The organism is Pseudomonas sp. Irchel 3E13 (assembly GCF_900187455.1).
In the GTDB taxonomy this organism is placed as follows: Bacteria; Pseudomonadota; Gammaproteobacteria; order Pseudomonadales; family Pseudomonadaceae; genus Aquipseudomonas.
On the sequence record NZ_FYDX01000014.1, the window covers coordinates 92,063 to 114,100 of the forward strand.

The following is a 22,038-nucleotide window of genomic DNA, read 5'->3' on the forward strand; positions in this document are numbered from 1 at the left end:
CATGGACAAAGCTGTCCTTACTCTAGAACGGGCCAGCGGCGGTCAAATCAGCCAAAGGAATGATTTGACCGCCATTCGACCGAACGGTCATACCGTCCGGCCGCCTCTGTTCAGCGTATTTCGCTGAACGCGATCTTTATCCCGAGGGCGATCAGCACAGCGCCCATGGTGCGGTCGAACCAGTGCCCCATGCGGGCAAAGCCGGCGCGCACGCGGGCCTGGCTGAACAGCATCGCCACCAGGCAGAACCACATGCCGGTGGCCAGCGCCAGGTACACGCCGTAACCGGCCTGGACCGACAGCGGTGTATGCGGGTTGATGACCACGGTGAACAACGACAGGAAAAACAGCGTCGCCTTGGGGTTCAGGCCATTGGTCATGAAACCGGCGACGAAGGCCGCGCGCGGTGTGCGTTCGACGGTGGAAACCTGGATCGCCTCGCCGCCCGCGCCAGCCGGCTTGGCGCGCAGGGCCTTGAAGCCGATGTACACGAGGTAGGCGGCGGCGGCCCATTTCAGCACGTTGAACAGCATGATCGACTGCGACACGATCAGGCCGATGCCCAGCAGCGAGTAGCCCACATGCAGGAAAATCGCCGTGCCCACGCCAAAGGCGGTCCAGGTCCCGGCACGGCGACCGTGGGTCACGCTTTCGCGCACGACCACGGCGAAGTCCGGGCCGGGGCTGGCGACGGCCAGCAAGTGAATCAGCGCGACCGTGAGAAATTCTGCCCAATACATGAAAAGCGGCTCCTGGTAAAAATGAGGGGCGTACCTTAACGATTCATAACTTGTTACAACAGGTACAGTTGGGTGTGGTCTTCAGTGCCCTACAAGCTTGACCCTCCCCCAAGGGTCAACCCCTACCCTGCGCCCTTTTCCCAAGGGCCCCGCCACACATGACCCAACGCATCCTGATCATCCTCGGCCACCCCGCCTCCGACAGTTTCTGCGCCACCCTAGGCCAGCACTACGCCGACGCTGCCCGCGAGGCCGGCCACGACGTCCGCCTCCTCAAACTGGGCGACCTCGCTTTCGACCCGATCCTGCGCCTGGGCTACCGCCAGGAGCAGCCGCTGGAACCCGACCTGCTCGAAGCCCAAGAGCACATCACCTGGGCCCAACGCCTGGTGCTGGTCTACCCGGTCTGGTGGGGCGGCGTGCCGGCGCTGCTCAAGGGTTTTCTCGACCGGATACTGCTGCCGGGCTTCGCCTTTCGCTACAGGAGCGGCTCGCCCTTCCCGGAAAAACTCCTGGCCGGGCGCACCGCCCACCTGCTGGTGACCCTGGACACTCCGCCCTGGTTCTTTCGCTGGATCTACGGCGCGCCCGCCCTGCACCAGATGCGCCGCACCACCCTGGCCTTCTGTGGTATCCGCCCGGAAAAGACGCTAACGTTCGGCCCGGTTCTCCACTCCACGCCGCGGCGCCGCCAGTCCTGGCTACAGCAGGTCCGCGCCCTGGCCCTGCATTGAAAGGATGTTCGATGTACATCGGCGAAGCCGCCCGCCTCTCCGGCACCACCATCAAGTGCATCCGCCACTACGAAAGCATCGGCCTGCTGCCCCCGGCGAAACGCCAGGGCAAGTACCGCATCTATGACCCGCACGACGTAGAGCTGCTGGCGCTGATCAAATGCGCGCAGCGGCTCGGCTTTACCCTCCGCGAGATGCAGGCTCTAATGGCCGACGGACAGATTTCCCTCGAGCGTGCCCGCCAGGCCATCGCCGGCAAGAGCACGCAACTGCGCCAGCGGATCGACGACCTGCAACGGCAATTCGATGAATTGCAGGCGTTCGACGCCAATCTGCAGCAGATTACCGACACCTGCTTTCCCCCTCTCTAATCCGCCACCGATCCAGGAGCCCTTCATGACCCACGCCGTCTTTCTCGATCACAGCTCGCTGGACCTCGGTGATCTCGACCTGAGCGGTCTGCGCGACTGTTTCGACAGTTTCGACGTCCACCCCGCCACCGCCCCCGAGCAGGTCGCCGAGCGCCTGCGCGGTGCCGATGTGGTGATCAGCAACAAGGTGGTGCTGGACGCCGCCGCCCTCAAGGCCAGCCCGGACCTGAAGCTGATCCTGGTGGCCGCCACTGGCACCAATAACGTCGACCTGCAGGCCGCCCGCGCCCAGGGCATTGTGGTCAGCAACTGCCAGGGCTACGGCACGCCGTCAGTAGCCCAGCACACCCTGACGTTGCTGCTGGCACTGGCCACTCGCCTGCCGGACTACCAACAGGCGGTCGCCGCCGGCAAATGGGGCCAGGCCAAGCAGTTCTGCCTGCTGGATTTCCCTATCGTCGAGCTGGAAGGCAAAACCCTCGGCCTGCTCGGCCACGGCGAGCTGGGCAGCGCCGTCGGGCGACTGGCCGAGGCCTTCGGCATGCGCGTCCTGCTCGGCCAACTGCCGGGCCGGCCACCGCGTGAAGATCGCCTGAGCCTGGACGAGTTGCTGCCCCAGGTCGACGCCCTGACCCTGCACTGCCCACTCAACGACAGCACCCGCCACATGATCGGCGCGGCGCAACTGGCGCTGCTCAAGCCCGGCGCCTTTATCGTCAACACCGCCCGCGGCGGCCTGATCGACGAACAGGCGCTGGCCGACACCCTGCGCGCGGGCCATCTGGGCGGTGCGGCGACCGACGTGCTTTCGGTCGAGCCGCCCGTCAACGGCAACCCGCTGCTGGCGCCCGACATCCCGCGCCTGATCGTCACCCCGCACAGCGCCTGGGGCGCGGTGGAAGCGCGGCAGCGGATCGTCGAGCAGTTGAGCGAAAACGCTCGTGCGTTCCTGAGTGGCAGCCCACGGCGGGTGGTCAGCTAAGCCAAGGCGGGTTCTGTTAGACTTCGCCACTTTTTTCAGGAGCCGCCGTCCATGGACCCGCGCAGTGAAGTGTTGCTTCGTCAGGCCGATCTGTTCACAGGCCCGCTGTTGCTCGCCGGGTTACCGGCCGACAGCCTGCTGGGCACCTTCAGCCAGGCACTGGGCTGGTCCTGGCATGCCGGCGACCAGGCAACGCTGGACGCCCGTTACAGCGGACGCAGCCACTACGGCGTCGACGTGCCGGAGGTGCCGTTCGACGGCGCCGTGCTGTTCCTGCCCAAGTCCCGTGACCTGGCCAACTACCTGCTCAACGCCCTCGCCTCGCGCCTGGGCGGCCGCGAACTGTTTCTGGTCGGGGAAAAACGCGGCGGCATCGAGGCGGCGGCCAAGCAACTTCACGCCTTCGGCAAACCGCGCAAGCTCGACAGCGCCCGCCACTGCCAGTTGTGGCAGGTGACCGTGGAGCACCCGCCCGTCGCGCAGCCGCTGGAAAGCCTCGCGGAACGCTTCGAACTGCCGCTGGCCGATGGCCCGTTGCAGATCGTCAGCCTGCCGGGCGTGTTCAGCCATGGCCGGCTGGACCGCGGCACCGCGCTGTTGCTGGAGCATCTGGACGGTCTGCCCTCGGGTCATGTGCTGGACTTCGGCTGCGGCGCCGGGGTGCTGGGCGCGACGATCAAACGGCGTTATCCACAGAGCCGGGTCACCCTGCTCGACGTCGACGCTTTCGCCGTCGCCAGCAGCCGCCTGACCCTGGCGGCCAACGGTCTGGAAGGCGAGGTGATCAGCGGCGACGGGATCGACGCCGCACCTCGTGGACTGGACGTCATTCTGAGTAATCCGCCGTTCCACACCGGGGTCCACACCAATTACCAGGCCTCGGAAAACCTGCTGAAAAAATCCGCCGAACATCTGCAAAAAGGCGGCGAAATGCGGCTTGTCGCCAACAGCTTCCTACGCTATCAGCCGCTTATCGAGGGCGCGCTGGGCAACTGCGAAGTGCGTGCCCAAGGCCAGGGATTCAAAATCTACCGGGCGTTGCGGTCGTAAAAACTTCGCTTGCCGAAACGGTTTTGCGAAGGCAGAATCCGCTCCGTCCTAGGGGAGTAGTCTCCCGCGAGCGCCCTGCTCGCCTGGTGCGACGTCAACATACTTGGTCCACAGACCATGGCGCGCACGACCCACGGTCCGCACAGACGGATCCAGGGTTTGACAAGACCTATGACACGCACACCTTACCCGGGGCGGGAAGGCTGTACGTGTCATAGCCGTGTCGACCCGCCCCCGTAGGAATCCTGATGCTGGAATCGTTGCTCGTCCCCACCGCAATCGTTGCGCTCGCTGAAATCGGCGACAAGACGCAGTTGCTGGCCCTCATTCTCGCCGCACGCTTTCGCAAGCCCTGGCCAATCATCGCCGGCATCGTCGCCGCAACCCTGGCCAACCACGCCGCTGCGGGTGCCGTCGGGGCCTGGTTCGGCAGCTTCTTCAGCGAAGCGACCTTGCACTGGATTCTGGCCGCGAGCTTCCTCGCTACCGCCTTGTGGACGCTGGTTCCGGACAAGATGGACGATGACGAAGCCAGCACCGCGCGGCGCTTCGGGCCATTCCTGACCACGCTGATCGCGTTCTTCATCGCGGAAATCGGTGACAAGACCCAGGTCGCCACGGTGATGCTGGCGGCGCAATATCCACACCTGATCCTGGTGATCATCGGCACCACCCTGGGCATGCTGATTGCCAACGTGCCGGTGGTACTGGCGGGCAACTTTGCCGCCGACAAACTGCCTCTGACCCTGATCCGCCGCCTGGCAGCGAGCGCCTTCGTGGTGCTGGCGGTGGTCGCGGTGTATTCGGCGATGAAGGTGAGTGGCTGGGTAGGCTGAGCCTGATCGGGTATTGCTGATGGCCTGATCGCCGGCAAGCCGGCGATCAGGCTTACAACCTCTTACTTCTTCGCCTGCTCATACAACGGCATCACCTTCGGAATCGCCGCCTGCAACGACGCGATGCGGCTGTCCGAAGCCGGGTGAGTGCTCATGAACTCCGGCGGCGAGTTGCCACCCGAAGCCTGGGCCATCTTGTTCCACAAGGTGATCGCGGCATTCGGGTTGTAGCCGGCACGGGCCGACAGTTCGAGGCCGATCAGGTCGGCTTCGTTCTCGTTGCCACGGCTGTTGGGCAAGGTCAGGCTGTACTGCACAACGGTATCAGCCAGGGCCAGGCTGTCTTCACCCAGACCCAGCAAGGCGCCAGCGCCCTGGCGGGCAATCTGGATGCCATAGGCCTTGGACATCGCTTCACGACCATGCTCGCGCAGGGCGTGGGCGATTTCATGGCCCATCACCGCGGCGATTTCATCGTCGGTCAGTTTCAGTTTGTCGATCAGGCCAGTGTAGAAAATGATCTTGCCGCCAGGACCGCAGTTGGCGTTGAGCTCGTCGCTCTTGATCAGGTTCACTTCCCACTTCCACTGCGCAGCATCCGGGCGGAACTGCGGCGCCTGGGCAATCAGCCGGTCAGCGATGGCCTGCACACGTTTGGCCGCAGCGCTGGTCTTGTCCAGTTGGCCCTTGGTGGACGCTTCGCCCAGGGTCTGCTGATAAGACTGGGCGTACATCTGGTTGACCTCATCGGTCGACAGCATGCTGAACATGTATTGCTTGCGTTCAACACCCACCGCTCCGCCGTTGGTGGTGTTCACCGCCTGGCAACCCGCCAGCAGCATCGAGGCGCTCAAGGCGCCAATAACAACCGATCTACGCATCAATAAAACTCCCTTCTAACGTGGGCCGTATCCTAGGCCGGCACGATTCATCGCGCCACAACCGTTAGCAAAGATTTCTGTCCGACAGTCTCATGATTTAGCGGCGGCACGCCGATAACACCGGGGCAAGGCGACTTTTCCCTGCGCTCGGAGCCTCTATGAAGTTCAAGTCGATCCAGTTTTCCGTTGCGGCCCTGGCGGGCGCCATCGTGTTGAGTATCGTCGCAGCCCTGGTGCTGTATGCGGTGTATTCCGGTGCAAAAACCCAGGAACTGGTGCAGAACCGCACGCAGCAGCAGTTCGATACATTGATAGAGCAGCGCCTGACCGCACTGGCCCAGACCCAGGTCAGCCAGATTCTGCGTCGCCTTGAAGCCCCCCTGTTGATCGCTCGCGGCCTGGCCACCACCAACGCCCAGATCGGCCAGAAAAACGAAGCCGGCACACCGCGCCTGCAGGTCCAGCGCGAAGAGTTGATCACCCTGCTGAAGCAGACGGTTGTGGATAACCCGCTGGTGCTGGGCGGTTACATCGCCTGGGAGCCGAACGCACTGGACCACGCCGACGCCAGCTTCGTCGGCACCTCGATCAAGGGCATCGACCCCAGCAACGGTCGCTTTCAGCCCTGGTGGTACCGCAATACCGATGGCAGCATGGCCGTGGAAGCGCTGGTCGACCTGAGCAACAACACCCTGCTGTCCACCGGCGTGCGCGCCAGCGAGTACTACCTGTGCTCGCAAGAAAGCCGGCGCGCCTGCGTGATCGACCCCGCGCCTTATAAAGTGGGCGACAAGATGGTCATGCTCGCCTCCTTTATCGAACCGATCCTGGTGGACGGCAAATTCCAGGGCATCGTCGGCGCCGACCTCTCGGTGAACTTCATCCAGGACCTGCTCAAGGCCGCCGACAGCCAGCTTTACAACGGCGCGGGCGAACTGGCGCTGATCTCCAACAACGGCCGTCTGGTCGCCTACACCAAGGACGAAAACAAGTTCGGCGAGAAAGCCAGCGACGTCCTCGACGCCGCCGATGCCGCCGGCCTGTCCAAGCTCGGTGGCGACACACTGCGCTATGAAGTCGACCATGAAAACGGTCAGATCCGCCTGTTCCTGCCGTTCAGGATTGCCGACACCGATACCCACTGGACCCTGCTGCTGCAACTGCCCACCAGCGCGGTCATGGCCGATTCGGAAAAACTGCAAAGCGAACTGAGCGAACAACGCCGCACCGACATCACCGGCATGACCCTGGTCGGCCTGGCCATCGCGGCCCTCGGCCTGCTGGTGATCTGGCTGCTGGCCCACGGCATCGCCCGTCCGCTGCGGCAGATGGTGGCCATGCTCGATGACATCGCTCAGGGCGAGGGCGACCTCACCCGCCGCCTGCACAGTGATCGTGCCGACGAACTGGGCTCGATCGCCAAGGGCTTCAATACCTTCCTCGGCAAGCTGCAATCGATGATCAGCCAGGTGGTCAGCTCGGTGCAGAAGGTCAGCGACTCGTCGGAGCACACCGCCGATATCGCCATTCGCACCAACCAGGGCGTGCACAAGCAGATGGCGGAGATCGACCTGGTCGCCACCGCGGTGCACGAAATGACCGCCACCGCCCAGGACGTGGCGCGCAACGCCACCCACGCCGCCCAGGCCGCGAGCAATGCCGACCAGGCCGCCAACCAGGGCCTGTCGATTGTCCGCGACACCTCGCAATCGATCACCGCCCTGGCCGAAGAGATCGGCCGCGCGGTTGGCGTGGTGCAGGCGCTGGCCCGCGACAGCGAGAACATCAACGCCATCCTGGTGGCGATCCGTGCCATTGCCGAGCAGACCAACCTGCTGGCGCTCAACGCCGCCATCGAGGCTGCGCGGGCGGGTGAGCAGGGCCGCGGCTTCGCCGTGGTCGCCGACGAGGTGCGCAACCTGGCGCAGAAGACCCAGCAGGCCACCGAAGAAATCCAGCAGATGATCCAGCAACTGCAGCAAGGCACCCGCGATGTGGTGCGGGTCATGGAAGACAGCCAGGGCAAGACCGACGTCAGCGTGCAGCAGGCGGCGCGGGCGGCCGAGGCGCTGGAAAGCATCACCCGCGCGGTGTCGGTGATCAACGACATGAACACCCAGATCGCCAGTGCCGCCGAAGAGCAAAGCGCGGTGGCCGAGGACATCAACCGCAACGTGATCAACATCGGTCAGGTGGCCAACGAAGTGGCCGGTGGCGCCGACGAGTCCAGCACCGCCAGCGCCGAGCTGACCAAGCTGGCCGAGCAGCAGCGCCGGTTGATCAATCAGTTCCGGGTCTGAGAACGCGTCGGGCGCCGGGTATCAACCCGGCGTCAGGCATTCCGGGCCATTCAGCTTCGGATCGTTGACGAAGTTGGCCAGCACCCGCTCGCGCAAGGCGGCGGGCTGGCTGGCCAGCAGGCCCTGGAGTTCACCGACCGGGGTGTCCGGGTTGAGCCAGGCGGCCTGCCCGGCGGCATCGAGGATCAGTGGACGACGCTGGTTCATCGCCGCCTGGGTCACCACCGCGGTGCTCAGCCAGACCTGCTCCTGCACCGGATACGCTTCCCAGATCGCCGCGAAGAACAACGACGAACCCTCCCCTGGCGTCAGCCAGTACGGGCGCTTGCGCACCGCGCCGCGCCATTCGTAGAAACCGTTGGCCGGCAGCAGGCAGCGACGCTTGGCGAAGGCTTCACGGAACATCGGTTGTTCGGCGAGGGTTTCGGCGCGGGCATGGGCGGGGGTGCGGGTGAGGTCGGTCAGCCAGGGCGGGGTCAGGCCCCAGCGGGCGCGGGCCAGAGTCATCTGGCCGTCGTCCAGGCGCTGGATCAGTACCTGGGCGCCGGGAGAAATGTTCCATTGGGCCTGCTGGCCCTCAGGAAAGCCGGGCAACGCGGCAAAGGCCGGCGACCAGCGAAACAGCGCATAACGTCCACACATTCAGGCGAAACCTAGCAAATCAGAATTCCCGGAAGGTGATCCGGCTCGTCGCCAGGAAGTGGCTGGGCCGCATTGTACGCGGCGATCAGTTGCCGTGCGTACTCGGCCTGCTCGTCGGGCACCGCGAGGCCGAGCAGGCCGTGCACCGGCAACTCGCCAATGCCGCCCATCAGGTCGCGCCCGGCCAGGTACGCCTCGATGCCTTCGCTGCCGAGCATGCCGATCAGCACTTCGGCTTCCAGCAGGTTTTCCGGCTCGTAGATTCGCTGCATCAGTCGTCCTCGCGCTTAACGTCCAGCATCCATTCGTCACCATGGACCTGCAAAATGAACACGATCGGGCGGCAACACACCGCGCAGTCCTCGATGTAATGCTGGTCACCGCCGGAGAGATCGACGGTGGTTTCCACGGCTTCGCCGCAATAAGGACAATCGTAGATCGCAGTTTCCAGCATCGCGGCCTCCGCAGTGATTGTGCGTATAATTGCCGGTCTTGCGCCCCCTCAAGCCGGTATTTCTGGGCGCAGCCTTACCCTTTACCCTAGCCGTTTCACAACAAGAGAGCATGATGGGCGAATTCGATGCCATCCGACCCTACGACGACGCTGAGGTCCCTGCCGTTCTGGCACGCCTGCTCAGCGACCCGGCATTCCTGGATATCCTCACCCGCTTCCGCTTCCCGCGCATGGCCACAGGTTTCGGCTGGCTGCTCAAGCCGCTGATCGCTCGCCGTCTGCGCAAGGAATTCGCCGGCGTGACCTGCGTCTCGACCCTGCAGGACAAGGTCGAGTTCTACGTCGACCACACCATCGAGCGCGCCACCGACGGCGTCACCTACACCGGTGTGGAGCAATTCAAGTCGGGTACCGCCTACCTGTTCCTGGCCAACCACCGCGACATCGTGATGGACCCGGCGTTCGTCAACTACGCGGTCTACCACGCCGGCCTGCCGACCCCGCGCATCGCCATCGGCGACAACCTGCTGCAGAAGCCCTTCGTCAGCGACATGATGCGCCTGAACAAGAGCTTCATCGTGCACCGCTCCATCAGCGGCCGGCGCGAGAAGCTGGCGGCCTATCAACTGCTCTCGGCCTACATCAACCACTCGATTCGCAACGACGGCGCCTCGATCTGGATCGCCCAGGCCGAAGGCCGCGCCAAGGACGGCGACGATCGCACCGATTCGGCGATCCTCAAGATGTTCCACATGAGCCGCAAGAGCGAGCCGTTCGGCGAGGTGATCCAGTCGCTGAACCTGAGCCCGGTGTCGATCAGCTACGAATACGACCCGTGCGACCAGGCCAAGGCCCGCGAGCTGTACATCCGCGCCACCACCGGCAGCTACAGCAAGGCGCCGGGTGAGGATGACCTGAGCATCGCCCAGGGCATCACCGGCTACAAAGGGCGGGTGCACATCAACTTCGCGGCGCCAGTAACTGAGCTCTTCGACGACACCAAGCAATTGGCGGCGGAGATCGACCGGCAGATTCTCGCTGGCTACCGGCTGTTCCCGGCGCATTACCTGGCGTACGCGCAGTGGGCGGATGCGGACCCAGAGTTGCAGGTGCCGAAGGCGGCCGAACTGTTTGGCGCCGAAGAGCTGGCCAAGGCTCAGGCGGAGTGGCAGCGCCGGCTGGAAGCGTGCCCGCAAGAGCATCGTCCGTACCTGGTGTTGCAGTACGCGATGCCGGTGCGCAATCAGTATCGGGTCAAGGCCGGGTTGCCGCTGTAACTTTCAGGGCCTCATGGCGAACGCGCGATGAGGCCCTGAAGAGGTCAGATCCAGGTGCTGACCCAGGACAACAGCAACGCCAGCGCCAGGAAAGCAAACCCCAGGCTGTAGTAGAACCGGTTGACCCGCTGGGTCAGCAGGTCGATGGCTGCCTCGCCCGCCGGCAGGCTGGCCATGGCCCGCGAGGCACGGCGTCGGGCGTTGTGCAGGAGCACGCCGCCAGGGCAGGTCAGCAGCAGGGCCAGCAGGTTGATCAGTTTGGTCGGGTGGGCAGCGAACAAGCCCCAGAACATTTGCAGCGACATCGCCTTACCTCGAAAGAACCACGATTGCTTCGAAACGCGCGCATTCTACCCAAGCCGCCCGTCCCTGCCCGCCCTTTACGACCAATGACGATAAATTGCGCCGTCATACAGTCGTCATCCAGACAAGCCACCCTGTTGCCCTCCCAACGAACCGGAGCTTGTCATGCTGCACGCCGAAAACCAGGATCGCCTCTATCTGATTGCCCAGAGCGAGGAGCAGGAAGCGCTGATCGACGGTTTGGCCTTCAACGTCCAGGACCGCCAATGGCTGGTCTACTGTGCCCTGGGCGGCCATCCCCACGATCATTTGCCGGAGGTCGACAGCCAGACCGGTATCAGCGTGCTCGACTTCTACGTCGACGCGGCCTGACCGCCGCCATGAAAAAGCCCGATGCCTGGCGACAGGCATCGGGCTTTTTGCGTTTGCTGCAGGAGCGAGCTTGCTCGCGAAGGGCTGCAAAGCAGCCCGATAGCGTTACTCGCCCAACACCTGACCGATGGTCGGATCCTTGAACAGGCGGGTCAGGGCGTCGCTGAGCACGTCGCTGACCAGCTTGGTGTTGGTTTCCTGGTTCGGCGCCATGCCGAAACGCTGGTCCAGCGAAGCGCCGTAGCGGCCGCTGTAACGGCGGTTGGCGTTGTTTACGTCAGCCTTGAAGGTCGCACCGATGGTGGCTTCGGTCACGTACAGGCCTTCTTTGGGCGACTGGTACTTGAGTTCGGCCAGGGTCACGGTCAACTGCGGCGCGTTATAGGCGTTCGGCGTCGGGGTGAAGCCCAACAGGCGGACAGCGGCTTCAGCCTGGGCCTGCAGCTTGGGCAGGATGTCGTTGCCGGTGACGCTGATGGCGCTGGTTTCCGGGTACAGACCACCGCGGGTGCCGAGGGTCTGGGTACCGCGTCCGTCGACCACCCGCACCACCACCGGCTGGCCATGACCAACGGGTGCGAGCTGGGCGGTGAGTTTCGGTTGCGGGCTGAGTTGTTGCGGACTGTGGGCACAACCCACCAGGGTCAGGCTGGTCACAGCGATCAAACCGAACAACAAACGTTGCAACATGCTCATCTCTCCTGGAATAGCGGCAAAGGCCGCCAGTATACCCAGCCCGTCGTGCGCCAGTCATCGGGCCTCTGGGGTTAGGACAGCGCTTTCATGCATCCAATTCCCTGTCATACGGACTTCATCATTGCCGACGTATGCTGACGCCAGTTTCCTACCGGTACATCGCCATGCACAGCCTCTGGTCCCTGCTCTTCAAACGCCAGCCGCAACGCCACTTCGCGCGCCTCGACGCGCAGGGCCTGTGCCAGGCATTCAAATGCTGCGAACAGCTACCTGCCGGGTTCGGCTGGGTGGAAGTCAGCGAATCGCGCCTGCAATGGCTGAACCGTCCACTCCCCGGTAACGCCCGGGTCGTACAGCGTCCGCGCGGCAATCGACTGCAGCGCATGCTCGCCGCCTGACGGCCGAGCAAGAAAAGTCGTTAATAAAGGTCGTTTCTCCCGGCGACCTCGTTATAATCTGCCCCCGATTATAAGGACGTCTCCTGATCGGGCCCCGCAGTACCGCCAATGCCACGCATCGGCTTCCCCGCATCCGCCCACAGAGAGCCGCCCACACAGGTCTTGCGAAGCCGGTGTGCCCGCTTTTTTCTCGGCCCCCATGCTCTGCCTGAACCTGACGGACCTGCCCTGCACGGTCCATTTTTGAGGTTCACGACTCCAAAAGAGCGTGAAAAAACGGGTTTTCACAACTTCACAAGAGTGTGGCGAGCAATGAACAGTCTGGTATGTGCAAAAGCATCATCAGTGTCCCGAACAGCCCCAAGCAGCTGGCTACGGCCTTCATCCGTCATGGGTGACTGAGGCCGGTTTCATAGCGCACGACGGGCGCCTCGACCATAAGTCGAATTGCCGCACCGGCCGCAAAATGCGTTCATACGCATCTAACGAGCCTGGTTGGCAGTGTCCGTGAACGTTGGAAAGCTGCGAAGTATCGGATAGGGCAGTCTCGGAGTTCCGGGGTCCTATGCTGTCAATTAGGTGCTGAAGATTTTGGAGATGCGTTAAATGGCGCAGAACGAAACAGTCGATGTGGTACTGGTAGGGGCAGGCATCATGAGTGCCACCCTGGCCGTGCTGCTCAAGGAACTCGACCCGGCAATCAAGCTGGAAGTCGTCGAGTTGATGGATTCGGGTGCCGCGGAAAGTTCCAATCCGTGGAACAACGCAGGTACGGGCCATGCCGGGCTGTGTGAACTGAACTACACGCCTCAGGCCGCTGACGGCAGCATCGACATCAAGAAAGCGGTGCTGATCAACACCCAGTTCGAGGTTTCCCGTCAGTTCTGGGCGTACCTGAGCAAAAAAGGTGCGTTCAGCTCGCCACGGGCGTTCATCAACCCGGTGCCACACCTGAGCTACGTCGAGGGTGACAAAGGCGTCGCGTTCCTGAAGAAGCGCTTCGAGCTGCTCAAGCAGCATCACGCCTTCACCGAGATGGAATACACCGAAGACCAGGCGGTGATGAAGGAGTGGATGCCACTGATGATGCCGGGTCGCCCGGCGGACCAGAAGATCGCCGCTACCCGCGTGATCAAGGGCACCGACGTCAACTTCGGCGCGCTGACCAACAAACTGCTCAAGCACCTGGCCAACGCGCCGGATGCGCAGGTCAAGTACAGCAAGAAGGTCACTGGCCTGCGCCGTAACGGCAGCGGCTGGACCGTCAGCGTCAAGGACGTCAACAGCGGCAGCAGCCGTGATGTCGACGCCCGCTTCGTGTTCCTCGGCGCCGGTGGCGCGGCCCTGCCGCTGCTGCAAGCGTCCGGTATCCCGGAAAGCAAAGGCTTCGGCGGCTTCCCGGTCAGTGGCCAGTGGCTGCGCTGCGACAACCCGGAAATCGTCAAGCAACACCAGGCCAAGGTCTACAGCCAGGCCGCGGTCGGTGCTCCGCCGATGTCGGTTCCGCACCTCGACACCCGTGTGGTGGACGGCAAGAAATCCCTGCTGTTCGGCCCATACGCGGGCTTTACCACCAAGTTCCTCAAGTACGGTTCGTTCCTTGACCTGCCGCTGTCGGTGCGCATGGGCAACATCGGCCCGATGCTGGCCGTGGCCCGCGACAACATGGACCTGACCAAGTACCTGGTCAGCGAAGTGATGCAGTCGATGGAGCAGCGCCTGGACTCCCTGCGCCGCTTCTATCCGGAAGCGAAAGCCGAGGACTGGCGCCTGGAAGTCGCCGGCCAGCGCGTGCAGATCATCAAGAAAGACCCGAAAAAAGGCGGCGTTCTGCAGTTCGGTACCGAACTGGTGGCCGCACAGGACGGCACCCTCGCCGCCCTGCTGGGTGCCTCGCCAGGCGCTTCGGTGACAGTGTCGATCATGCTGGATCTGATCGAACGCTGCTTTGCCGACAAGGCCAAGGGCGAGTGGGCCGAGAAGCTCAAGGAAATCTTCCCCGCGCGGGAGAAAGTCCTGGCAGCCGACGCAGCCCTGTACCACAAGGTCAGCGCCTACAACGACGAGGCCCTGGGCCTGGTCGAAAGCAGCCCGGCGCCAAGCTACGCTTGAGTCGCGCTCATAAAAAAACGCCCTTCGGGGCGTTTTTTTTGCGCCGAAGATCGATCAGCCGCGGGCTTTCTCTATGATCTCGACGTATTCCGGCGCGTTGCGCTGGTCGGCGATCGCCTCGACGAAGGTCTTGCCGTGCTCGTCCTTGCCGTCCAGGTCGTAACCGGCTTCAACGAAGAAACCGACATAACGCTCGAAGTCGTCGATGCGCAGGCCACGGTAGCCCTTGATCAGCTTGTGGTGCGAAGGCGAGGTCACGCCATCGGCTGGCTCGTAAATGAGGAACGATTTGACGTAGTCATCGCTGATTTCGTCGCCAATCACCTGCTTCTTGTCTTTACGCATTACCGACTCCAACTGAACCATCAAGGACATTTTCCACGGGGCGGGCAGTTTACCCCCCGGCGGGCCCGGCGCTCAACGCGCGCGAAGGGTTCCGGTGTGCAGATCGGCCCAGATGTGGCCGTTGGGGTAGCTGAGGAATTGCACGTAGACGGTGTCGTTGCGCAGCAGGTCGAGGATCACCTGGTACTGCGCCGGCGCGTAATTCAGGGTCAGGGTGCGGGTGGCACTGTCGAAAGCCGGCTTTTTCAGGCTTTTGCCCTCGCCGTCGAAGCTGATCACCACCTGGGTGATGGTCGCGCCCTGGCTGAGCGGCTTGCCTTTCAGGCGCATGGTCAGCGACGAAGTGATCGGCAGCGGTTGCTGGTTGGACTGGCGCTGGTTACCGACGACCACCGAATAGCTGGTCACTTGCAGCAGTTGCTGGCTTTCGGGGTTTTCCCCGCGTACCGACTGCTCGTCCGGCGGCAGGAACTGGCCATGCATCGGCGCCGCAACGGCAGGCAGGCTCAGGAACAGGAGAAGCGGGAGAATCGTCGCACGCATGACAGGCTCCTTGGAGGGCCTGGCACTCTACCATGATGTGTCCGGTTGTCGCGGGGCGCAGGCGTTGCGCCAGGCCCCGCGGGCAATCAGTCGAACTGTGCGCGCATCCACGCCTGGTAGGCCGCGACTTCCGGACCGCCTTCGCGCGGTGCCCAAGGGGCCATGTCGCCGTCGCTGACCGGGCGGTACGGGCCGGCCTTGCATTCGAACATCAGGGTGTCAGGTTCCATGACCACCAGGCCATGGAAAATGCCGGGCGCCAGATCAACCCCCAGGCAATCGCCGCCAGCCTGCATGATCCGCTTGTCCAGCACGTTGCCGGCCTCATCGAAAATCAGCACGCCTAGCTTGCCCTTGAGGACGATCAGGTTCTCGGCCTTGTCGGCCGCCTGGTGGCGGTGAGGCGGAACGTAGGTTTCCGGCTGCAGGCCGACCAGCATGCGGTGGCACGGATCTTCCATCTCATGGAAGTTGTGGTGCGCACGGGCCCGCGGGCTTTGCGCGGCCTTTTGTGCCACCTCGGCAAACAGCGACTGGTCCAGGTAGGAAGGCTTGGCCATGGTGTCAGAGTCCTTTGACGGCGTAGATGCCATTGGCGTTACGCCAGTAGCCCTTGTAATCCATGCCGTAGCCGAAGACATAGCGGTCGACGCAGCTCAGGCCAACGAAGTCGGCCTTGAGGTCCGGGCTGGCCTTGCGGTCGTGGTCCTTGTCGATCAGCACGGCGGTGTAGACGTTGCGCGCACCGGCATGACGGCAGAAATCCATGATGGCGCTGAGGGTGTGACCTTCGTCGAGGATGTCGTCGATGATCAGCACGTCGCGGTCGATGAACGAGACTTCCGGTTTGGCCTTCCAGAACAGGTCGCCGCCGCTGGTCTGGTTGCGGTAGCGGGTGGCGTGCAGGTAGGAGGATTCCAGCGGGAACGGCAGGTGGGTCAACAGTTTGCCGGCGAAGATCAGCCCGCCGTTCATGACACAGAACACCACCGGGTTGCTGTCGGCCAGGCGCTCGGTAATCTGCGCGCCGACCCGGGCGATGGCCGCCTCGACTGCGGCTTCATCGTGCAGGCAGTCGGCCTCGCGCATGACTTGACGGATGTGCTCGAGATCAGCGGACATGAAACTCTCCAGGGAGTCAGGATTTGGAAAAGCGGGCAAAGGTACGCATCCACACGCATCAGATCAAGCATTTCTGGACTAACGTCCAGTGTGGCTATAGGACACACACGGTCGAATAGATTAATCTAGCGCGGTTTTTTTGCCCGCATTCCGGAGCCCTTCCCCATGCCCATCCGTGAGATCCGCCATCCGCTGATCCGCCACAAGCTCGGCCTCATGCGCCGTGCCGATATCAGTACCAAGAATTTTCGCGAACTCGCCCAGGAAGTCGGCGCGCTCCTGACCTATGAAGCCACCAAGGACCTGCCGCTGGAAACCTATTCCATCGATGGCTGGTGCGGCGCCGTTGAAGTCGAGAAGATCGCCGGCAAGAAAATCACTGTAGTCCCGATCCTGCGCGCCGGCATCGGCATGCTCGAAGGCGTGCTCAGCCTGATCCCGGGCGCCAAAGTCAGCGCCGTAGGCGTGGCCCGCAACGAGGAAACCCTCGAAGCCCACACCTACCTGGAAAAACTCGCGCCGGAAATCGACCAGCGCCTGGCCCTGATCATCGACCCGATGCTGGCCACCGGCGGTTCCATGGTCGCGACCATCGAGCTGCTCAAGCGCGCCGGTTGCAAGGATATCCGCGCCATGGTCCTGGTGGCCGCGCCGGAAGGCATCGCCGTGGTGGAAAAAGCCCACCCTGACGTGCAGCTCTTCACCGCTTCGATCGACCAGCGCCTGAACGAAGACGGCTACATCATTCCCGGCCTGGGCGATGCCGGCGACAAGATCTTCGGCACCAAGCAGAAGGACGCCTGAGCATGCAGGACGAGTTCAACGAACCGCTCTGGCGCCAGATCGTCTCCGGCGCACAAATGCTCTTCGTGGCCTTCGGCGCCCTGGTGCTGATGCCACTGATCACCGGCCTTGATCCCAACGTTGCACTGTTTACCGCAGGCCTCGGCACGCTGCTGTTCCAGATCGTCACCGGGCGTCAGGTGCCGGTGTTCCTGGCCTCCAGCTTTGCCTTCATCACCCCGATCATCCTCGCCAAGGGCCAGTTCGGCCTGGCCGAAACCATGGGCGGCGTCATGGCTGCGGGCTTCGTCTACACCTTCCTGGGCCTGGCGGTGAAGATCAAAGGCACCGGGTTCATCGACCGCCTGCTGCCACCGGTGGTGATCGGTCCGGTCATCATCTCCATCGGCCTGGCCATGGCGCCGATCGCGGCCAACATGGCCATGGGCAAGGCCGGCGACGGCACCGCCCTGATGCCGTACAGCACGGCGATGATGATCTCGATGCCGGCACTGCTGACCACCCTGATCGTCGCGGTCTTCGGCAAAGGCATCTTCCGCCTGGTGCCGATCATTGCCGGCGTGCTGGTGGGCTTTGGCCTGTCGTTCGCCTTCGGTGTGGTCGATGTCGCCAAGATCGCTGCTGCGCCTTGGCTTGAACTGCCGAAGTTCACCGCGCCGGCGTTCAACTGGCAGGCCATCCTGTTCATCGTTCCGGTCGCCCTGGCGCCGGCGATCGAACATATCGGCGGCGTGATCGCGGTAGGCAGCGTGACCGGTCGCGATTACCTGAAGACCCCTGGCCTGCACCGCACCCTGCTGGGTGACGGCATTGCCACCACCACTGCCGGCCTGTTCGGCGGCCCGCCCAACACCACCTACGCCGAAGTGACTGGCGCGGTGATGCTGACCAAGAACTACAACCCGAAGATCATGACCTGGGCGGCGGTATTCGCCATTACCCTGGCGTTCATCGGCAAGTTCGGCGCGCTGTTGCAGAGCATTCCGGTGCCGGTGATGGGCGGCATTCTCTGCCTGCTGTTCGGCTCGATCGCTGCGGTCGGCATGAACACCATGATCCGCCACAAGATCGACCTGAGCGAAGCCCGCAACCTGGTGATCGTTTCGGTGACCCTGGTATTCGGTATCGGCGGTGTGCTGGTAGGTAGCGGTGACGGCCCGGATGACTGGGGCCTGAAAGGCATCGCGCTGTGCGCGGTGGTGGCTATCGCCCTGAACCTGCTGTTGCCGGGCAATGATGGTTGGAAGAACAAGGTGATGGATGATCATCTGCCCTGAGGGGAGTGATTTTCACCTGTAGAAATGGGGCTGCGTTGGCAGCCCTTTTTTTGTGGTGAATACAGGGACAACTGATGCGAGCACCGCAACCCTTGTGGGAGCTGGTCTTGCCAGCGAAAAGCATGGGTATCTACATATCTTTAGGTCATGTGGTGGCTGGAAGGCGCCTGTCAAAAGACCGAGTAATGGCCACCAGGCGCATGCCGGAAGATCTCTATCGCTCTCAAGATCGAGCGCCGCCCGCGCGGCGCATCGCGAGCAAGCTCGCTCCTACATTTGTTGCAACGTGCCTATGCCTGTCAGGCCATAGTTGACCGCCTTGTTTGTACGACGCGGTATCGAGTCGATTTCAACAGCCTCCCCGCGATTCATCGCCAAACGCCAAGGGCGGGCAACACCCCACCGTCAGGCCATGGCACGTTGCAACCGATGTAGGAGCGAGCTTGCTCGCGATGCGCCGCGCGGGCGGCGCTCGGTCTTGAGAGCGCTGAAAAATTGTCGGCTAGCGAATGGTGGCCATTACTCGGTTTCCTGACTGGCGCCTCATGGTCTTTAGGCAATCCCGAGATGTGTAGATACCCATGCAGCGATGAGGCCCGCCAGAGCAACCATGATGCTCCTGCCACCGCCATCGCTGGCAAGCCAGCCCCACAAGGATCAAGCCCGCTCGCACAGCGTAACCAGCGCCTGCACCCATTGCGGGTGATCATTCAGACAAGGCACCAACTTCAACTCCTCCCCGCCCGCCTCGATGAACTGCTCGCGACCGCGGTCGCCAATTTCTTCGAGGGTCTCGATACAGTCGGCAACGAACGCCGGGCACATCACCAACAGCTTTTTCGCCCCGGCCTTGGCCAGTTCATCCAGCCGCGCTTCGGTGTAGGGCTCGATCCACTTCGCCTTGCCCAGCCGCGACTGGAAGGACACCGACCATTTGCCATCCGGCAAGCCCATCTTGCGCGCGAAGGCCTGGGCGGTCCGCAGGCACTGACCGCGATAACAGACGGCGAGCATTTCCGCCGAGGCCTCACGACAGCAGTCGGCGTCCTGGAAGTTATGCGTACCAGTCGGGTCGAGCTTCTTCAGGTGCCGCTCCGGCAGCCCGTGGAAACTCAGCAGAAGATGATCGAAATCCTGTTCCAGGTAAGGCCTGGCACTCGCCACCAGGGCATCGATGTACTCGGGCTGGTCATAGAACGGCTTCAACACCGTCATCTGCAACGGCAGTTGCTGCTCGGCGATGACCGCGTTCGCCTGAGTGATCACGGTGGTCACCGTGCTGTCGGCGAACTGCGGATACAGGGGCGCGAGGGTCACTTTGCGCACGCCTTGGGCGGCGAGTTTCTTCAACACCGAGGGCAGCGACGGCTCGCCATAGCGCATGGCGATTTCCACCGGCCCGTGGGTCCAGTGCGGCGCCACGGCCTGTTGCAGACGACGGGTCAGCACCACCAGCGGCGAGCCCTCGTCCCACCAGATCGATGCGTAGGCATGGGCGGACTGTTCCGGGCGCTTGATCAGGATCAGCGACACCAGCAGACGCCGCACCGGCCACGGCAAGTCGATCACGTAAGGGTCCATCAGGAACTGATTGAGGTAACGGCGCACATCGGCGACGGAGGTGGACGCCGGTGAACCCAGGTTGACCAGCAGCAAAGCATGATCGGTCATGCAACATCCTTTTCAGAGGCGGGGGGACAACTCATCCAGCGCCGATTGCACATCGTTGAAACGGAAGGTGAAGCCCGCCGCCAGCGCACGCACCGGGCGGGCGCGCTGGCCACCGAGCAGCAAGGTCGACAGCTCGCCAAGCCCCGCTTTCAACACCAGCGCAGGCAGCGGCATGAACGCCGGCCGGTGCAGCGTGCGGCCCAGGCGCCGGGCGAACTCGCGGTTGCGGACAGGCTCCGGAGCGCAGGCATTATAAGGACCGCTGGCATCGTTGCGCTGCAAGAGAAAATCAATCAGGGCGATTTCGTCGTGGATATGAATCCACGGCATCCACTGCCGGCCATCGCCGATCGGCCCGCCCAGCCCGAGTTTGAAGGGCAGCCGCAGGCGCGACAAAAAGCCGCCCTCGCTGGCCAGGACCAACCCGGTGCGAAGCAGCACGACACGGATGCCCAGGGCTTCGGCGCGCTGCGCGGTTTCTTCCCAGGCGATGCACAACTGGCTGGCGAAGTCCTCTTTGACCGGGCGCGAAGACTCGGTCAATTCACGCTCGCCGCCATCGCCATACCAACCCACCGCGGAGCCGGAAATCATCACGGCCGGGCGCTGCTCACGGCGCTCCAGCCAGGCCAGCAGGTGTTCGGTCAGGGTGATCCGGCTGCCCCACAACTGCGCCCGCCGCGACACGGTCCAGGGCCGATCGGCGATCGGCGCGCCGGCCAGGTTGATGACCGCATCCAGCGGCCCGTCGCCGTAAGCCTCCAGCTCGCTGATGCCGCGAACGCCGGCACCGCAAAGCCGGCCAACCTGATCGGCACGACGGCTCCAGACCGTCAGTCGATGACCCTGGTCGAGCCAGTGGCGACACAGTTGCTGTCCAATCAGGCCGGTACCACCGGTCAGCAATATATTCATGGCCGTGTCCTCATGATGGCGCTCGCTGGTCTACTTTTAAAAGCAAGGCACTTTTTTGACCGTTCACTCTGGGATAAACATAGGCCAACCTGTTGCAACGAGCCGACTGATCTTATACAAAACCCTGGAGTTGTACAGGTTTGTCCGACAGCGTGGCTGTCTGTACCTACTAGAAGGTTCAAAGAGGCCCATCATGACCGTACCTATCGCCATCATCGGTGCCGGCATTGCCGGACTCTCTGCCGCCCAGGCCTTGCAGAAGGAAGGACTGACCGTCCACCTGTTCGACAAGGGGCACGGCAGCGGCGGACGTATGGCCAGCAAGCGCAGCGAAGCCGGGGCGCTGGACCTCGGTGCGCAATACTTCACCGCCCGCGACCGCCGTTTCGTCGAGCAGATCCAGCACTGGCAAGCCAAGGGCTGGGTCGCGGAGTGGAAGCCACAGCTCTACAACTACCGCGACGGCCAGTTGAGCCCTTCGCCGGACGAACAGACCCGCTGGGTCGGCACGCCGCGCATGAGCGCCATCACCCGCGGCCTGCTCAAGGACGTCACGGTGAACTTCAGTTGCCGCATCAGTGAAGTCTTCCGCGGCAAACAGTACTGGCACCTGCAAGACACCGAAGGCTGCAGCCACGGCCCGTTCAGCAAGGTCATCGTCGCCGTGCCTGCACCGCAGGCCGCGGCCTTGCTGGCCGCCACGCCGAAACTCGCCGCCGCCGCGGCCGGCGTGCAGATGGAGCCGACCTGGGCCATCGCCCTCGGCTTCGACACCCCGCTGGCCACGCCCATGCAGGGCTGCTTCGTGCAGGACTGCGCGCTCGACTGGCTGGCGCGCAACCGCAGCAAGCCGGGACGCGAGGAGCGCCTGGACACCTGGGTGCTGCACGCCACCTCGGCCTGGAGCAAACAGCACATCGACTTGCAGAAAGAGGCGGTGATCGAACAGTTGCTGGGCGATTTCGCCGAGCTGGTCGGCTGTGCGGTCCCGGCACCGAGCTTCACCCTGGCGCACCGCTGGCTCTACGCACGCCCCGCCAGCAACCATGAGTGGGGCGCACTCGCCGATGCCGACCTGGGCCTCTATGCCTGCGGCGACTGGTGCCTGTCGGGCCGGGTCGAAGGCGCGTGGCTCAGCGGCCAGGAAGCCGCCCGCCGATTGATCGAACACCTCGAATAAACCCCGCGGGCAACGCGACCTCTACAGAAATAT

The 22,038-nt window shown here is 63.4% G+C and carries 26 protein-coding genes and 1 pseudogene; 14 read left to right on the plus strand and 13 right to left on the minus strand.

Annotation, left to right across the window (positions count from 1 at the left end; all coding sequences use genetic code 11):
• Positions 1-110: 110 nt before the first annotated feature.
• Complete coding sequence (locus tag CKW37_RS23490; protein ID WP_095158614.1) at positions 111-740, minus strand: LysE family translocator; 630 nt, start codon at positions 738-740, stop codon at positions 111-113.
• 158 nt (positions 741-898) lie between these two features.
• On the opposite strand from CKW37_RS23490, the gene CKW37_RS23495 reads away from it, so the two are divergent.
• The 5 genes from CKW37_RS23495 (at position 899) to CKW37_RS23515 (ending at position 4,713) form a co-directional block, all read left to right on the plus strand.
• Positions 899-1,474, plus strand: a complete 576-nt coding sequence (locus CKW37_RS23495; RefSeq protein WP_095158615.1) for an NAD(P)H-dependent oxidoreductase — start codon at positions 899-901, stop codon at positions 1,472-1,474.
• Positions 1,475-1,485: 11 nt separating this feature from the next.
• Positions 1,486-1,845, plus strand: a complete 360-nt coding sequence (locus CKW37_RS23500; protein WP_095158616.1) for a MerR family transcriptional regulator — start codon at positions 1,486-1,488, stop codon at positions 1,843-1,845.
• A 25-nt stretch (positions 1,846-1,870) separates the two neighbouring features.
• Complete coding sequence (locus tag CKW37_RS23505; RefSeq protein ID WP_095158617.1) at positions 1,871-2,827, plus strand: 2-hydroxyacid dehydrogenase; 957 nt, start codon at positions 1,871-1,873, stop codon at positions 2,825-2,827.
• A 51-nt stretch (positions 2,828-2,878) separates the two neighbouring features.
• Entirely contained in the window at positions 2,879-3,877 is a 999-nt protein-coding gene (locus tag CKW37_RS23510; RefSeq protein ID WP_095158618.1) for a class I SAM-dependent methyltransferase, read from the plus strand.
• 248 nt (positions 3,878-4,125) lie between these two features.
• Positions 4,126-4,713 (plus strand): TMEM165/GDT1 family protein, encoded by a 588-nt coding sequence (locus CKW37_RS23515; RefSeq protein ID WP_095158619.1) that lies wholly within the window; start codon positions 4,126-4,128, stop codon positions 4,711-4,713.
• 62 nt (positions 4,714-4,775) lie between these two features.
• Here the strand turns inward: CKW37_RS23515 and CKW37_RS23520 are convergent, their stop codons facing one another.
• Positions 4,776-5,594 carry a M48 family metallopeptidase gene (locus tag CKW37_RS23520; protein ID WP_095158620.1) on the minus strand — a complete coding sequence of 273 codons (819 nt, stop codon included), beginning with the start codon at positions 5,592-5,594 and terminating at the stop codon, positions 4,776-4,778.
• Positions 5,595-6,835: 1,241 nt separating this feature from the next.
• Here CKW37_RS23520 and CKW37_RS33790 point away from each other — a divergent pair.
• Positions 6,836-7,036 (plus strand): annotated as a pseudogene (locus CKW37_RS33790) (HAMP domain-containing protein); the annotation flags it as partial.
• Positions 7,037-7,150: 114 nt separating this feature from the next.
• On the plus strand, positions 7,151-7,894 hold the full coding sequence (locus CKW37_RS33795; protein WP_371864333.1) for a methyl-accepting chemotaxis protein: 744 nt from the start codon (positions 7,151-7,153) through the stop codon (positions 7,892-7,894).
• A 21-nt stretch (positions 7,895-7,915) separates the two neighbouring features.
• Here the strand turns inward: CKW37_RS33795 and CKW37_RS23530 are convergent, their stop codons facing one another.
• Genes CKW37_RS23530 through CKW37_RS23540 form a run of 3 tightly spaced genes read right to left on the minus strand, consistent with a single transcriptional unit; the run spans position 7,916 to position 8,990 of the window.
• Entirely contained in the window at positions 7,916-8,536 is a 621-nt protein-coding gene (locus tag CKW37_RS23530; protein WP_095158622.1) for an SOS response-associated peptidase, read from the minus strand.
• An 11-nt stretch (positions 8,537-8,547) separates the two neighbouring features.
• A complete protein-coding gene (locus CKW37_RS23535) occupies positions 8,548-8,808 on the minus strand; it encodes a putative signal transducing protein (protein ID WP_095158623.1) in 261 nt (86 codons plus the stop codon).
• A complete protein-coding gene (locus CKW37_RS23540) occupies positions 8,808-8,990 on the minus strand; it encodes a CPXCG motif-containing cysteine-rich protein (protein WP_095158624.1) in 183 nt (60 codons plus the stop codon). Before CKW37_RS23540 ends, CKW37_RS23535 begins: the two co-directional genes overlap by 1 nt.
• Before the next feature lie 110 nt (positions 8,991-9,100).
• Here CKW37_RS23540 and CKW37_RS23545 point away from each other — a divergent pair, with 110 nt between their 5' ends.
• Complete coding sequence (locus tag CKW37_RS23545; RefSeq protein ID WP_095158625.1) at positions 9,101-10,267, plus strand: 1-acyl-sn-glycerol-3-phosphate acyltransferase; 1,167 nt, start codon at positions 9,101-9,103, stop codon at positions 10,265-10,267.
• Between the two features lie 44 nt (positions 10,268-10,311).
• Here the strand turns inward: CKW37_RS23545 and CKW37_RS23550 are convergent, their stop codons facing one another.
• Entirely contained in the window at positions 10,312-10,572 is a 261-nt protein-coding gene (locus CKW37_RS23550; protein WP_095158626.1) for a hypothetical protein, read from the minus strand.
• A 163-nt stretch (positions 10,573-10,735) separates the two neighbouring features.
• On the opposite strand from CKW37_RS23550, the gene CKW37_RS23555 reads away from it, so the two are divergent.
• On the plus strand, positions 10,736-10,942 hold the full coding sequence (locus tag CKW37_RS23555) for a hypothetical protein (protein ID WP_095158627.1): 207 nt from the start codon (positions 10,736-10,738) through the stop codon (positions 10,940-10,942).
• A 105-nt stretch (positions 10,943-11,047) separates the two neighbouring features.
• Here the strand turns inward: CKW37_RS23555 and CKW37_RS23560 are convergent, their stop codons facing one another.
• A complete protein-coding gene (locus CKW37_RS23560; protein ID WP_095158628.1) occupies positions 11,048-11,632 on the minus strand; it encodes a YajG family lipoprotein in 585 nt (194 codons plus the stop codon).
• 170 nt (positions 11,633-11,802) lie between these two features.
• Here CKW37_RS23560 and CKW37_RS23565 point away from each other — a divergent pair, with 170 nt between their 5' ends.
• Both CKW37_RS23565 and mqo read left to right on the plus strand, forming a co-directional pair.
• Positions 11,803-12,036, plus strand: a complete 234-nt coding sequence (locus CKW37_RS23565; protein ID WP_095158725.1) for a hypothetical protein — start codon at positions 11,803-11,805, stop codon at positions 12,034-12,036.
• A 606-nt stretch (positions 12,037-12,642) separates the two neighbouring features.
• The gene (mqo, locus tag CKW37_RS23570) at positions 12,643-14,148 is read left to right on the plus strand and encodes a malate dehydrogenase (quinone) (protein ID WP_095158629.1); all 1,506 of its coding nucleotides are present in this window, start codon (positions 12,643-12,645) and stop codon (positions 14,146-14,148) included.
• Positions 14,149-14,202: 54 nt separating this feature from the next.
• Here mqo and CKW37_RS23575 read toward each other — a convergent pair whose 3' ends face one another.
• The 4 genes from CKW37_RS23575 to CKW37_RS23590 form a co-directional block, all read right to left on the minus strand.
• Positions 14,203-14,493, minus strand: coding sequence for a PA4642 family protein (locus CKW37_RS23575; RefSeq protein WP_095158630.1), 291 nt, complete (start codon positions 14,491-14,493; stop codon positions 14,203-14,205).
• A gap of 72 nt (positions 14,494-14,565) precedes the next feature.
• Entirely contained in the window at positions 14,566-15,036 is a 471-nt protein-coding gene (locus tag CKW37_RS23580) for a hypothetical protein (RefSeq protein ID WP_095158631.1), read from the minus strand.
• Positions 15,037-15,122: 86 nt separating this feature from the next.
• On the minus strand, positions 15,123-15,596 hold the full coding sequence (locus tag CKW37_RS23585) for a WbuC family cupin fold metalloprotein (protein ID WP_095158632.1): 474 nt from the start codon (positions 15,594-15,596) through the stop codon (positions 15,123-15,125).
• A 4-nt stretch (positions 15,597-15,600) separates the two neighbouring features.
• On the minus strand, positions 15,601-16,158 hold the full coding sequence (locus CKW37_RS23590) for a hypoxanthine-guanine phosphoribosyltransferase (protein ID WP_095158633.1): 558 nt from the start codon (positions 16,156-16,158) through the stop codon (positions 15,601-15,603).
• A gap of 165 nt (positions 16,159-16,323) precedes the next feature.
• On the opposite strand from CKW37_RS23590, the gene upp reads away from it, so the two are divergent.
• Entirely contained in the window at positions 16,324-16,962 is a 639-nt protein-coding gene (gene upp, locus CKW37_RS23595; RefSeq protein WP_095158634.1) for a uracil phosphoribosyltransferase, read from the plus strand.
• Between the two features lie 2 nt (positions 16,963-16,964).
• Positions 16,965-18,239 (plus strand): uracil-xanthine permease family protein, encoded by a 1,275-nt coding sequence (locus CKW37_RS23600; RefSeq protein ID WP_095158635.1) that lies wholly within the window; start codon positions 16,965-16,967, stop codon positions 18,237-18,239.
• 657 nt (positions 18,240-18,896) lie between these two features.
• On the opposite strand, the gene hemH is transcribed toward CKW37_RS23600, so the two are convergent.
• On the minus strand, positions 18,897-19,910 hold the full coding sequence (gene hemH, locus CKW37_RS23605; protein ID WP_095158636.1) for a ferrochelatase: 1,014 nt from the start codon (positions 19,908-19,910) through the stop codon (positions 18,897-18,899).
• Between the two features lie 12 nt (positions 19,911-19,922).
• Positions 19,923-20,825: a TIGR01777 family oxidoreductase gene (locus CKW37_RS23610; protein WP_095158637.1), complete on the minus strand. Its 903-nt coding sequence runs from the start codon at positions 20,823-20,825 to the stop codon at positions 19,923-19,925.
• A 193-nt stretch (positions 20,826-21,018) separates the two neighbouring features.
• On the opposite strand from CKW37_RS23610, the gene CKW37_RS23615 reads away from it, so the two are divergent.
• Positions 21,019-22,005 (plus strand): NAD(P)/FAD-dependent oxidoreductase, encoded by a 987-nt coding sequence (locus CKW37_RS23615; RefSeq protein WP_095158638.1) that lies wholly within the window; start codon positions 21,019-21,021, stop codon positions 22,003-22,005.
• Positions 22,006-22,038 lie beyond the last annotated feature (33 nt).

Bases quoted from the DNA above. Each gene is read 5' to 3' on its own strand.
- CKW37_RS23615 (WP_095158638.1), top strand. From the start codon at position 21,019: ATGACCGTACCTATCGCCATCATCGGTGCCGGCATTGCCGGACTCTCT.
- CKW37_RS23585 (WP_095158632.1), bottom strand. From the start codon at position 15,596: ATGGCCAAGCCTTCCTACCTGGACCAGTCGCTGTTTGCCGAGGTGGCA.
- mqo (WP_095158629.1), top strand. From the start codon at position 12,643: ATGGCGCAGAACGAAACAGTCGATGTGGTACTGGTAGGGGCAGGCATC.
- CKW37_RS23565 (WP_095158725.1), top strand. From the start codon at position 11,803: ATGCACAGCCTCTGGTCCCTGCTCTTCAAACGCCAGCCGCAACGCCAC.
- CKW37_RS23540 (WP_095158624.1), bottom strand. From the start codon at position 8,990: ATGCTGGAAACTGCGATCTACGATTGTCCTTATTGCGGCGAAGCCGTG.
- CKW37_RS23520 (WP_095158620.1), bottom strand. From the start codon at position 5,594: ATGCGTAGATCGGTTGTTATTGGCGCCTTGAGCGCCTCGATGCTGCTG.
- CKW37_RS23530 (WP_095158622.1), bottom strand. From the start codon at position 8,536: ATGTGTGGACGTTATGCGCTGTTTCGCTGGTCGCCGGCCTTTGCCGCG.
- CKW37_RS23510 (WP_095158618.1), top strand. From the start codon at position 2,879: ATGGACCCGCGCAGTGAAGTGTTGCTTCGTCAGGCCGATCTGTTCACA.
- CKW37_RS23545 (WP_095158625.1), top strand. From the start codon at position 9,101: ATGATGGGCGAATTCGATGCCATCCGACCCTACGACGACGCTGAGGTC.
- CKW37_RS23590 (WP_095158633.1), bottom strand. From the start codon at position 16,158: ATGTCCGCTGATCTCGAGCACATCCGTCAAGTCATGCGCGAGGCCGAC.
- CKW37_RS23495 (WP_095158615.1), top strand. From the start codon at position 899: ATGACCCAACGCATCCTGATCATCCTCGGCCACCCCGCCTCCGACAGT.
- upp (WP_095158634.1), top strand. From the start codon at position 16,324: ATGCCCATCCGTGAGATCCGCCATCCGCTGATCCGCCACAAGCTCGGC.
- CKW37_RS23575 (WP_095158630.1), bottom strand. From the start codon at position 14,493: ATGCGTAAAGACAAGAAGCAGGTGATTGGCGACGAAATCAGCGATGAC.
- CKW37_RS23500 (WP_095158616.1), top strand. From the start codon at position 1,486: ATGTACATCGGCGAAGCCGCCCGCCTCTCCGGCACCACCATCAAGTGC.
- CKW37_RS23515 (WP_095158619.1), top strand. From the start codon at position 4,126: ATGCTGGAATCGTTGCTCGTCCCCACCGCAATCGTTGCGCTCGCTGAA.
- CKW37_RS23600 (WP_095158635.1), top strand. From the start codon at position 16,965: ATGCAGGACGAGTTCAACGAACCGCTCTGGCGCCAGATCGTCTCCGGC.
- CKW37_RS23535 (WP_095158623.1), bottom strand. From the start codon at position 8,808: ATGCAGCGAATCTACGAGCCGGAAAACCTGCTGGAAGCCGAAGTGCTG.
- CKW37_RS23555 (WP_095158627.1), top strand. From the start codon at position 10,736: ATGCTGCACGCCGAAAACCAGGATCGCCTCTATCTGATTGCCCAGAGC.
- CKW37_RS23490 (WP_095158614.1), bottom strand. From the start codon at position 740: ATGTATTGGGCAGAATTTCTCACGGTCGCGCTGATTCACTTGCTGGCC.
- CKW37_RS23560 (WP_095158628.1), bottom strand. From the start codon at position 11,632: ATGTTGCAACGTTTGTTGTTCGGTTTGATCGCTGTGACCAGCCTGACC.
- CKW37_RS23550 (WP_095158626.1), bottom strand. From the start codon at position 10,572: ATGTCGCTGCAAATGTTCTGGGGCTTGTTCGCTGCCCACCCGACCAAA.
- hemH (WP_095158636.1), bottom strand. From the start codon at position 19,910: ATGACCGATCATGCTTTGCTGCTGGTCAACCTGGGTTCACCGGCGTCC.
- CKW37_RS33795 (WP_371864333.1), top strand. From the start codon at position 7,151: ATGGCGGAGATCGACCTGGTCGCCACCGCGGTGCACGAAATGACCGCC.
- CKW37_RS23610 (WP_095158637.1), bottom strand. From the start codon at position 20,825: ATGAATATATTGCTGACCGGTGGTACCGGCCTGATTGGACAGCAACTG.
- CKW37_RS23505 (WP_095158617.1), top strand. From the start codon at position 1,871: ATGACCCACGCCGTCTTTCTCGATCACAGCTCGCTGGACCTCGGTGAT.
- CKW37_RS23580 (WP_095158631.1), bottom strand. From the start codon at position 15,036: ATGCGTGCGACGATTCTCCCGCTTCTCCTGTTCCTGAGCCTGCCTGCC.